This is a genomic window from Nocardia cyriacigeorgica NBRC 100375, assembly GCF_000308555.1.
GTDB classification, from domain to species: domain Bacteria; phylum Actinomycetota; class Actinomycetes; order Mycobacteriales; family Mycobacteriaceae; genus Nocardia; species Nocardia cyriacigeorgica.
On sequence record NZ_BAFY01000081.1, the window covers coordinates 1 to 11381 of the forward strand.

The following is an 11381-nucleotide window of genomic DNA, read 5'->3' on the forward strand; positions in this document are numbered from 1 at the left end:
GGCGGCCTGAGCTTGAGCAGAGATCGTCCACCAGGCATGCCGCGCCGCACGGCTTTCCGCACGATGGGGCATGTGATGCCGGTGCGGCACGAAACGTCCATGCAGCGCCCGAAGCGCCAGCGCCGCCGGATAGGGGGCGGGGGAGGTGTGCTCGATGAAGGCGTCGTCGCGGCTCTGCGCGGTGTGCACCAGTGGAAGACGGTGCCGCCGCGCGGCTTTCATGCCGGCGATGGCGACACCGTAGGTGGTGTGGGTGTGCACCACGTCGATCGGGCCGCGGGCAGCGAAGGCGTCATCGATGCGGCGGGCGTTGCGCTTGCTCGGCAGCACCATCGGGAAACCGTTCACCGCGACCGGGACGGCCTCGAGTTCCACCACGTTCGCCGCAGTGCCGACCCGCGCGCCCGCGAGCGGCGCGACGAACAACGTCACCCGATGACCTGTGTTTTCCAGCCCCCGGCACAGCGAATCGACCGCCGTCTGGACACCACCGAGCGTGGCCGGGTGGTAATCCATGAACATCGCGATGTGCACAATGTCACTGTACCGAGGCACCACGAGTGAACGCACCGCGTCGGGCGGGCTGCCGGATACCGAAAGAAGCGCGAGTGAAGATTGCCATCCCTCTCACGGGAACCCGTGGCGACGTGCAGCCGATCGTCGCGCTCGGGCGCGAACTCGAAGGCCGCGGGCACGATGTGCTGATCGGTGCCCCACCGAATCTGGTCGACTTCGTCACCGACGCCGGGCTCACCGCCCGGGCCTGCGGCCCCGATATCCAACAGCTCTACAGTTCGCCCGAAGGGCAGCAGGCGCTGGCGGCGGGCAGCACGTTCCGGTTGATGCAGTTGGTGGGACGGCAGATGGCGGGGTACGCGGCGCAGATGAATCAGGAAGTCATCGACGTCTGCGCGGATGCGGAACTGATCGTCGCCACCACCGTCACCGAAGACCGCGCCGCCTCGGTCGCCGAAGCGATGAATGTGCCGCTGGTGAGCGTGCACTACTACCCGTGCCGCTACACCGGCCGTTATCCGTTCCCCGGCGCCTTGCCGCCGCACTGGAATCCACCCGCTGCGGTCAATCGCGCCACCTGGGTGCTGGCCGAGAACCTGCGTCGGGTGGTCTTCGCGCGGTACTTGAACGAACTGCGCGGGCGCCTCGGCCTGCCGAAGTCGTATGCGAGTACCGCCGCGGTGCTGGCGAAAGCGAGAGTGCCCGAGATTCAGATCTACGATCCGGCGCTGGTGCCGGGGCTGGCCGAAGAGTGGGGCGAGCGGCGACCGTTCACCGGATTCCTCACCCTCGATCAGCGGACCCGCGCGGCCGTCGGTGAGCTCGCCGGCGACCACGACGACATCCTGGCCTGGGTCGAGGCCGGCGATCCGCCGGTGTTCTTCGGCTTCGGCAGTATGCCGATCCGCGATATGGCGTCGGTGCTGGCGATGGTGTCGCAGGTTTCGGCGCGGCTGGGGGTGCGGGCGCTGGTGAGCGTCGGGTGGAGCGATCTGGACGTCGACGCCGAGGTCGGCGGGCACGTCAAGGTCGTCGGGCCGTTCGCGCACGACGTCGTGTTCCCGCGTTGTGCCGCCGCGGTGCACCACGGCGGCGTCGGGACCCTGTTCGAGAGCCTGCGCGCCGGACTGCCGACGCTGGTGTGTTCGGTGTCGTTCGAGCAACCGATGTGGGGTGGGCAGGTCGAGCGACTGGGGGTCGGCGCGCATCTGCGCTTCACTCGGCTCACCGAGGCGGCGCTGGAGGACAAACTGCGGTCGGTGCTCACGCCCGAACGTCGGGCGCGGGCGCGGGAGTTCGCCGCGACCCTGATCACCGAGGGCGCGAGCGCGCGGGCCGCCGACGTCATCGAGGCCGCGGGCCGGTGATCGGGCACGTTGTCGCCGATACGGCCACCATGTTCCAGCGCTGCGCGCGCAAGACGCTGCGCAGCCGGGACACGCTGATCATCTCGCTGCTGATGCCGATCCTGATCATGCTGCTGTTCACCTACGTGTTCGGTGGCGCGATCAACGTCGGCGGACCGTATCTGGACTATGTGGTGCCCGGCATCATGCTGCTGTGCGCGGGCTTCGCCTCCTCGATCACCGCCACCGGCGTCTCCACCGATATGACCAACGGCAGCGTCGACCGGTTCCGCACGCTGCCGATGTTCCGGCAGGCGGTGCTGGCCGGCCACGTCGCCGAGGGCGTGGTGCGCAACATGGTCGCGATCGGGATCGCGGTCGCGGTGGCGGTGCTGCTCGGCTATCGGCCCGACGCCGGGCCGCTGGGGTGGGTGGCGGCGGCGCTGATGATCGCGCTGTTCGTCACGGCGGTGTGCTGGATCGCGGTCGCGCTCGGCCTGGTGGCCAAGAATCCGGAGGCGGCGGGCGGGCTCACCTACGCGATCATGTTCATCCCCTATATCTCCAGCGCGTTCGTGCAGACCTCCACCATGCCGGGCTGGCTGCGCGGCTTCGCCGAACACCAACCGGCGACCCCGGTGGTGGAGACCGTGCGCGGACTGCTCGACGGCACCGGCGCGGGCGCGCACGCGGGCATCGCCGTGGCGTGGTGCGTCGGCCTCGGTGCCGCCGGATTCCTCGGCGCGAGCGTGCAGTTTGCGGCGTTGGCCCGCCGGTAGCCACCCGCGGCACGACGCTGTTCGTGGCCGATCCCTACGTGTGGCAGGTATCGGCTGGTCGGCGCGGTACGGTTGAGCTTCTATCCGTCCACAGCGTTGTCAGGAGTTTGTCCGCGTTGAATGTCGAACCACCGATCCAGGCCAAGCTGCTGAAGCTCGCCGCCGTCGACGCCGAGCTGACCCGTATCGCGCACCGGCGCACGGTCCTGCCCGAGCAGCAGGAGGTCGACCGGCTCGAGGCCGAGCGCAACGCGCACAAAGATGCCGCGGTGGCCGTGGAGATCGTGCTGGACGACCTGGACCGCGACATCCACAAACTCGAAGGCGAGATCGAGGCCGTGCGCAAGCGCGAGGAACGCGATCGCGCCATGCTGACCTCCGGTTCGGTCGGTGCCAAGCAGCTGTCGGAGCTCCAGCACGAACTCGGCAGCCTGGAGCGGCGTCGCTCGGTGCTCGAAGACGACCTGCTCGAGGTGATGGAACGTCGCGAGGCCTCCGCCGCCGACCACGACCACGCGGGCGCCCGGCTGAGCAAGGCCGACGAGGATCTGGAAACCGCCAAGCGCGCCCGCGACGAGGCGGTGGCCGATCTGAACGTCGCGCAGGACCGCTGCGACCGCGATCGCGCCGAATTGGTGGGCGCTTTCCCCGGCGAACTGCTCACCATCTACGACCGGCAACGCGCCCAGCACGGCGTCGGCGCCGCCCTGCTGCAGGCGCGCCGCTGCGGTGCGTGCCGGATCGAACTCGACCGCGGCGAGATCGCCCGCATCGCCAAGACCGCACCGGAGGTCGTGGTGCGGTGTCCGGAGTGCGGCGCGATCATGGTCCGGACCAAAGAGTCGGGTCTGTGAATCCGGGTCGGTGAGTGCGCAGCGAGGAGGTGGCAGTGGTGTCCGTTCGTGAGGTGATCGTCGAGGCCGACGGCGGCTCGCGCGGCAACCCCGGCCCCGCCGGGTACGGTGCCGTGGTCTTCGACGCCGGCCACAGCCGCATCCTCGCCGAACGAATGGAATACCTCGGCGTCGCCACCAACAATGTCGCCGAATACCGCGGCCTGATCGCGGGCCTGGAAGCCGCCGCCGAACTCGGTGCCCGCGAGGTGGCGGTGCGGATGGATTCCAAGCTGGTGGTCGAGCAGATGTCGGGCCGCTGGAAGGTCAAGCACGCGGCCATGATCCCGCTGGCCGACCGCGCCAAACGCCTGGTCGCCGGATTCGATCGGGTGAGTTTCCAGTGGATTCCGCGTGCCGAGAATGCGCACGCCGACCGGCTGGCCAACCTCGCCATGGACGACGGCGGGCTGGTCGACGAGGTGCGTGAAGCCGCACCGCCCGGCGAAACCTCGGCGACGGTTTCACAAAGCTCACGCGAACCACTCGTGGCCGCCAAGCAACCACCGCCCGGCTGGACCGGTCTCAGTGGCCGCCCCACCCGGTTCCTCTTGCTGCGCCACGGCCAGACCGAGCTGTCGGTCGAACGTCGCTACTCCGGTCGCGGTAATCCACCGCTCACCGCGCTCGGCCGGGAACAGGCGGCGCGGGCGGCGAAGATGCTGGCCGCCAAGGGCGATATCGCCGCGGTGATCTCCTCGCCGCTGGGCCGCGCGCAGGAAACTGCCGAGGCGGCGGCGACGGCCCTCGGGGTGCCGATGCAGATCTGCGACGGCCTCATCGAAACCGATTTCGGTGACTGGGAAGGGCTGACGTTCGCCGAGGCCGTCGAGCGCGACCCGCAACTGCACTCGGCCTGGCTCGGCGACCCGTCGCTGCCCGCCCCCGGCGGTGAGAGTTTCGACCAGGTGCGGGAGCGGGTCGAGGCGGCGCGGCGCGATCTCGTCGCGCTCTATCCGGGCGCGAATCTCGTTGTGGTGAGCCATGTCACACCGATCAAGACGCTGCTGCAACTCGCGCTCGGGGTCGGTCCGTCGCTGCTCTACCGGCTGCATCTGGACCTGGCGTCGCTGTCTATCGCCGAGTTCTACCCCGACGGCGGCTCCTCGGTGCGGCTGGTCAACGATACGAGCTATCTATAACTCGCGCGCGGCAACTGACGTGGTGTGCCCTCACGGGCCGGTGTTCGATGTTTTGGAGGATTGGTCAATCCCCAGCGTGCGCGGTGAATCCTGCCGAACTCCAACGTAATTGCGCTTGGCAACTACTTCGACGGGTCAATCCCGCTTGCATTGGTCGAATTTAGAGGATCGCGGTACGCTTCGGTCCGGTCAGGCACAGGCGTCCCGTCCGGCCTGTCTGATCCGGGCAAGGGTGTTGGGTTCCCGGTCAGCACTGTCGGGGGTGACGATCGGCGAGTAATGCTGCTCACCAGTGGTTTCGAGGGATGAATCCGCTCTGTGCTGCCTAGTGGTCTACGAGAGTGCAGGTTCGATGAGCAGTCCGATCAAGGTAGTTGTACTAGGGGCGGGGATCGGCGGACTCACCACTGCCGCCGCATTGCGACATGCCGGGTTCGGGGTCGAGCTCTACGAGGCGGGGCCCGAGCTGCGGGCGCAGGGATTCGGTCTTTCGGTACAGGCCAACGGGATCAACGCGCTGCGCAGCCTCGACCTCGGACTCGACACCGAACTTCTCGACCGCGGCGGCCGCGTCGAGACCTTCCAGTTCCGCAAGCCGGACGGCACCCTGATCCGGGAGCTGCCGGTCTACAAGCTCGATGCCCGGCTCGGCGCGCCCGCGGTCGCGCTGCATCGCGCCGATCTGCATGCCGCGCTGGTCCGCGCGATCGGCGACACGCCGACCTTCACCGGCGCCCAGGCCACCCGCTTCATCGATGACGGTGACCGGGTCCGGGTCGAATTCGCCGATGGCCGCGAAGCCGAGGGCGATCTGCTGATCGGCGCCGACGGCATCCACTCCATGGTGCGTGCCCAGCTGCACGGCCGGTCCGAGCCGCGACCGGGCAATTTCGTGTGCTGGCTGGCCTGTATCCCGTTCGAGCATCCGCGTGTCCCGCGCGGCGCCTCGGCCCATTACTGGGGCACCGGAATGCGTTTCGGCATCCACGACATCGGCCACGGCCGGGTGTATTGGTGGGGCACGATGACCATGCCGGGCGCCGAAGCCGCCGACTGGCAGGGCACCAAGGACGACCTGCTGCGCCTGTACGACGGGTGGGCGCCCGAGGTGCGGGCTTGTATCGAGCAGACCGAATGGTCGCAGGTGCTGGCCGTGCCGGCGCAGGACCGGCCCCCGCTGGCCGAACTCGGCCGCGGTCGGGTCACCCTGCTCGGTGACGCCGCGCATCCGATGCTGCCCAGTCTGGGACAGGGCGCGAACTCGGCCATCGAAGACGCCGTCGTCCTCGCGCACACGCTGGCCAACTCGCTGGATCCGGTGGCCGGACTGCGCCGCTACGAACAGTTGCGCGCCGAGCGCACCGCCATGTTCGTCAACGGCTCGGCGCAGTTGGCCAAGGTCGAGCAGACCGACAACGACAAGGCCGTCGCGGTGCGCGATGCCTACTTCCGCCGCGCGCCGGAGGCGTTCTTCCTGAACAACCTGGCCAAGCCCATGGGCTTCCCGGAACTCGGCGGCCCGAGCGTCGACCTGCCGCGTGCGCTCTCGCCGATGGAGCGCTGGCACTGGATCGCCGATCAGCTGGCGCCGCTGCACATCCTGTCGCGGGTGCGGGTGCACGGCACCGTCACCGCCGGGCAGATCCGCACGGGCCTGGACGAAGTGCAGCGCAGGCATCCGCTGCTGCGGGTGGCGATCGCGGCGAAGCCGGACGGCACCGAACCGGAGTTCGTGCCCACCGACCGTCCGCTGCCGCTGCGTGTGGTGGAATCCGCGGACCCCGACGCCTGGCTGTCCGAGACGGATGAGGTGGAACTGCGCGAGCCGTTCGACTGGCAGCAGGGTCCGCTGGGCCGCGCGGTGCTGATCACCGATCCGGCGGGCCAGAGCGCCGACCTGGTGGTCACCCTGCATTACGCGATCGCCGACGGTGAGTCGGCGATGACGGTGGCCAAGCAGATTCTGCAGGTCGCCGCGGGTGAAGCGGGCGAGCTGCCGGTGAGCCCGGTGCGCCCTGGCCCGGAGCAGCTGTTCCCGGCGAAGTACCGGGGCGGCAGCGGGACTCGCAAGATGATCGGCGCGCAACTGCGTGACCAGCTGGCCCTGCTGCGCAAGCCGCGCCGGCTGGAACCGACTACCCTCGTGCCGCCCGCACAGCGGCGCAGCCGCGTGGTGCACCGCAAGCTCGACGGTGACCGTCTCGACGCGCTGCTGGCCGGGTGCGAGTCCCGCGGAGTCAGCCTGCAGTCGGTGCTGTCGGCGGCGCTGCTGGTCGGCGCGGCCCGCGAGGCGGGTACGACGGGCGCGGCGCCGTACACGGTGGGCAGCTCGGTGAACTTCCGCTCGCATCTGGACGGTGTGGTCTCCGACGCCGAAGTCGGTTCCTACCAGGGCATGATCGCCACGATGGCTAACTATGCGCCGTGGGCGTCGCTGTGGCAGCTGGCCGGGGAGATCGACGGCGCCTACCGCGAGCGGATGGCGCGCCGTGACCACATGTCGGCGCTGAACCTGCTCCAGGCGGTCGGCCCGAAGTCGGTGGCCGCCAGCGCTTCGACGGTGAAGCTGATGGACAGCCGCGGCCCCGGCCATCTGTGCATGACCTACCTGGGACAGTACGAGGTGCCGGACAAGATCGGTGCCTGGCGCCTGTCGGAGGCGCAGTTCGTCTCCGGCATGTCGGTGAGCGGCTTCATCATGGCGACCGCCAACGCCACCCACGGACAGCTGTCGTTCAACCTCGGCTACGTGGAACCCGCGGTGTCGGCCGAACGGGCCGAACTGCTTGCCGACGAGAGCATCCGGGCGCTGCTGTCAGCGATCTGAGACAGATCGTTCACCGTCCGACAACCGCGCGGCGGCCCGGCAGTCCCCGGGCCGTCATCGCCACAACCTTCGATCGATACGGACGACTGCTCTGGCGTCCCCGCGTGATCACAGCGCCGTGACCCGCCGACGCCGGCAGCGGGTCCGAACCTGGCCGCACGAGGAGCTACCGTGAATTCCGAGACGACACCGGCGGACGCGGAGGAGCCCGGCCTACCCCGCTGGCCGGTCACCGCCTATCAGCGTGACGTGCTGTCCGCCGCCTTCCGGTTCGCGCCGGAGCCGGTGTCCCAGTTGGCCGTCAAGGGCGATGTGGACCGGCCGCTGGACGCGGCGCGGATGCGGGAGGTGCTGCGTCGGGCGGTGCGCCGCAACGATGCGCTGCGCCTGCGGTTCGAACTCGTCGACGGCGAGTTCCGGCAGTGGGTGTCCGGGGTCGAACCCGTGCTCGAGCACGTCGATTTCACCGAAGAAGCGGATCCGGCGCGGGCGTGTGCCGAGTGGATTCGCCGGATGTCGGCCCAGCCCATCGAGGGGCCGTCCAATCTGGCGGTAGCGGTCTTGGTCGACGATCCGGCCGATTTCCACATCTTCATCCGGGTGCAGCACGCCAATGCCGACGGCTGGGCGCTGAACATGCTGCTGGCGCACCTGATCCACGACTTCCTCGACCCCGATGACGCCGAACCGCAGCCGCTGCCCTCGTATCACGAGTTGCTCACCGCCGAGCAGCAGTACCGGTTCTCCGCGGACTGGAATACCGACCGCGAAGCCTTGCTCGCTCATGTCGGTGACGCGGTTCCGGCGCTGTTCACCCGCACCTCCGCGCCGACGGCGGCGCGCGGGCATCGGGTGGTGCGCCTGGACAAGACGTATCTGGATCGGCTGCGCGGCACCGGCACCTCGCCGTTCGCCTATACCGCTGCCGCGCTGGGCGCCTACCTGTGCGCGGTGCACCGCACCGAGGAGGTGATGCTCGGTGTGCCGATGCTCAACCGCGACACACCCGTCGCGCTGGCGGCGGGCGGACATGTCACGAACATGCTGCCGGTGCGGGTGCGGGTCGGTGAGCAGCGGACGCTGGCCGAGGTGGCCACCGATGTCGCCGCCCAGATCAAGGCATTGAAGAAGCATCAGCGTTTCGCCTACGGCGATCTGATGCGCGCGCTGGCCGAAGATCCCTCCGCGCCACCGCTGTTCGACGTGTCGTACTCGTACATGCGGCTGCCGGCCTCGGACCACCTGGACCAGATCATGGAGCGGCTGCGGCTGCCCAACGCCGGATCCTGCCTGCAAGCGCTCAATATCGTCGCCATCGAGCATCAGCGTGACGGTTCGCTGAGCGTCCAGTTGATCTATGACTTGGACGTCTTCGACGACACCTACCCGATCGGCAGCGCCATCGACAGCGTCGCCACCATGATCGAGGCCTCGCTCGCCGACCCGGAGCAGCCGGTGTCGGCGCTGCCGCTGCTGTCGCCGGCGACGGCGCAGCGGGTGGCCGAGTTCGAGGCCGGGCCGCGCACGGAGTTCCCGTACACCACCTTGGACCGGCTCTTCGCCGAACAGGCCGCGGCGCATCCGGCGCGCACCGCCGTCATCGCCGCGGATGGCGAACGGCTCGGCTATGCCGAATTGTCCGAGCGGGCAGATGTTTTCGCCGACCGGCTGCTCGCACTGGGCGCCACCGGCAACGAATGCGTGCCGGTGGTGCTGCCGCGGTCCCCGCAGATGCTGGTGGCCATGTACGGCATCCTGCGCGCAGGCTGCGCGTACGTGCCGCTGGATCCGGCGTTCCCGGCCACCCGCGTCGAGACCGTGCTGGCCGATTGCGGCGCGCGGTTCGTGGTGGCGGGGCCCGAACATCAGCAGGTGTTCGATCGACTGGGTGTGGTCCGGGTCGAGCCCGGTGACGTGCACCCGGTCAGTGTCGAAAATCGTTCGCATCCGGCCGATCTCGCCTATCTCATCTACACCTCCGGTTCGACCGGCAAGCCCAAGGGTGTGATGATCGAGCACCGCTCGGTGGTCAACCGGTTGACCTGGATGCAGCGGCGCTACCCGCTGGGCGCCGACGACGTCATCCTGCAGAAAACGCCCGCCACCTTCGATGTGTCGGTGTGGGAGCTGTTCTGGTGGTCGATCACCGGCGCCAGGGTGGCGTTGCTCGAGGCCGGTGGGGAGCGCGATCCGCGCCGGATCATCGCCGCCATCGAGAAGGCCGCGGTGACGGTGCTGCATTTCGTGCCGTCGATGCTCGCGGCCTTCGTCGACGAGCTCGACAGCGATCATGCCGCCGTCGCGCGGATCGGCTCGCTGCGGCGGGTGTTCTGCAGTGGTGAGGCGCTCCCGCCGGCCCTGGTCCGCCGCTTCCAGGCGGTGTTCGCCGCCGCCGGTGTCGCGGCCCCGCAGCTGGTGAACCTGTACGGGCCGACCGAGGCGACCGTCGACGTCTCCTACTTCGACTGCCCGGACGGCGCATCGCTGGATATGGTGCCCATCGGCCGTCCCATCGAGAACATCGACCTGCTGGTGCTCGACGAGCACGGCCGCAGGCTTCCGCCCGGTGTGCCCGGCGAGCTGAATATCGCCGGTGTCGGGGTGGCGCGCGGCTACCGCGGCCGCGACGACCTCACCGCCGCGGCGTTCGTGCACGACCGCACCGTGGCGGGCCGGCGCCGCTACCGCACCGGTGACCTGGTGCGCTGGCTGCCCGACGGCCAGATCGACTACCTGGGCCGCTTCGACGACCAGGTGAAGGTGCGCGGCAACCGCGTCACCCTCGGCGAGGTGCAGAACGCGATGCTCGACTGCGCTGGCGTGCGGGCGGCGGCCGTCGTCGACGAGAAGTCGCCGACACAGGGGGTGTACCTGGTCGGCTACTACGTCGGTGAGGACGAGTCCGAACCCACCGTGGACCGGTTGGCCGCCGAACTCGGCGCCCGGCTGCCCAAATACATGGTGCCGAGTCGGCTGGTGCGGGTGGACCGGATTCCGGTCACCCGCAACGGCAAACTGGATCGCCGGGCGCTGGCCGAGGCCGCGGCCGAACAGCAGCCCGCCGAACAGGCCGCAGGTTCGGGGGAGCCGCGCAACGACGTGGAGGCCGCGCTCGTGCGCGTGTGGTCGGCGGTGCTCGGCGTCGAGTCGATCGGCGTGCACGACAACTTCTTCACCCACGGCGGCGACTCGATCCTCGCCCTGTCGGTGCGCACCGCGGCCGAACGCGCCGGAATCCGTTTCGATGTCGACACCTTCTACCAGCGCCCGACCATCGCCGAGCTGGCCGAGGTGATCGCCGACAGCGGTGAGCGCGCACCGGAGCCGGTCTCCGCCCGGCTGGCGACGGTGCCGCTGGTCGATCATGCCGCGCTGCACCGCGCCGAAGACGCCTTCCCGGCCACCGCCCTGCAGCTGGGCATGCTGTTCCACAGCCTGGAACGCGCCGATTCGGTGACGTACAAGGATGTGTTCCGGTATCGGTTGCGGATTCCGTGGCAGGAGCGGCAGTTCCGTACCGCCTTCGATCGGCTGCTGCGGCGCCAGCCCGCGTTGCGGTCGTCGTTCGAGCTGACGAAGTTCTCGGTGCCGTTGCAGATCGTGCACCCGGAGATCACCGCCGATTACGAGGTCGTGGACCTGGCCGAGGTCGCGGACACCGAGGCCGAGCGCCGGGTCGAGGACTACATCCAGGAACGCAGGCACGCCGCCTACGCCATCGACCAGGCGCCGCTGCACGCCCTGCGCGTCTTCTTGCGCACACCCGAATCGTCCTCCGGCACCGTCGCGGTCGATCTGGTGCTCAGCTTCCACCACGCCATCCTCGACGGCTGGAGTGTGGCGACCTCGGTGCTCGAGTTGCTGCGCGACTACCTGCA

General features: G+C 69.3%; 7 protein-coding genes. 6 read left to right on the plus strand and 1 reads right to left on the minus strand.

What is annotated here, in order from left to right:
- Window positions 1-534, minus strand: a 534-nt coding sequence (locus RJ05_RS08125; protein WP_156090810.1) for a glycosyltransferase, incomplete at its 3' end; no start/stop codon positions are given.
- Between the two features lie 74 nt (window positions 535-608).
- Between RJ05_RS08125 and RJ05_RS08130 the strand changes: the two genes are divergently transcribed.
- The 6 genes from RJ05_RS08130 to RJ05_RS08155 form a co-directional block, all read left to right on the plus strand.
- Window positions 609-1883, plus strand: coding sequence for a glycosyltransferase (locus RJ05_RS08130; protein WP_036535040.1), 1275 nt, complete (start codon window positions 609-611; stop codon window positions 1881-1883).
- Window positions 1880-2641 carry an ABC transporter permease gene (locus RJ05_RS08135; protein ID WP_085996179.1) on the plus strand — a complete coding sequence of 254 codons (762 nt, stop codon included), beginning with the start codon at window positions 1880-1882 and terminating at the stop codon, window positions 2639-2641. The genes RJ05_RS08130 and RJ05_RS08135 overlap by 4 nt, the downstream gene beginning before the upstream one ends.
- 116 nt (window positions 2642-2757) lie before the next feature.
- A complete protein-coding gene (locus RJ05_RS08140) occupies window positions 2758-3495 on the plus strand; it encodes a zinc ribbon domain-containing protein (RefSeq protein ID WP_036535044.1) in 738 nt (245 codons plus the stop codon).
- A 38-nt stretch (window positions 3496-3533) separates the two neighbouring features.
- Window positions 3534-4676: a bifunctional RNase H/acid phosphatase gene (locus RJ05_RS08145; protein ID WP_036535055.1), complete on the plus strand. Its 1143-nt coding sequence runs from the start codon at window positions 3534-3536 to the stop codon at window positions 4674-4676.
- 352 nt (window positions 4677-5028) lie between these two features.
- Window positions 5029-7503, plus strand: coding sequence for an FAD-dependent monooxygenase (locus RJ05_RS29855; RefSeq protein WP_036535058.1), 2475 nt, complete (start codon window positions 5029-5031; stop codon window positions 7501-7503).
- 171 nt (window positions 7504-7674) lie between these two features.
- The coding region (locus RJ05_RS08155; protein ID WP_036535047.1) for a non-ribosomal peptide synthetase at window positions 7675-11381 on the plus strand (3707 nt) is incomplete at its 3' end.

Bases quoted from the DNA above. Each gene is read 5' to 3' on its own strand.
- RJ05_RS29855 (WP_036535058.1), top strand. From the start codon at position 5,029: ATGAGCAGTCCGATCAAGGTAGTTGTACTAGGGGCGGGGATCGGCGGA.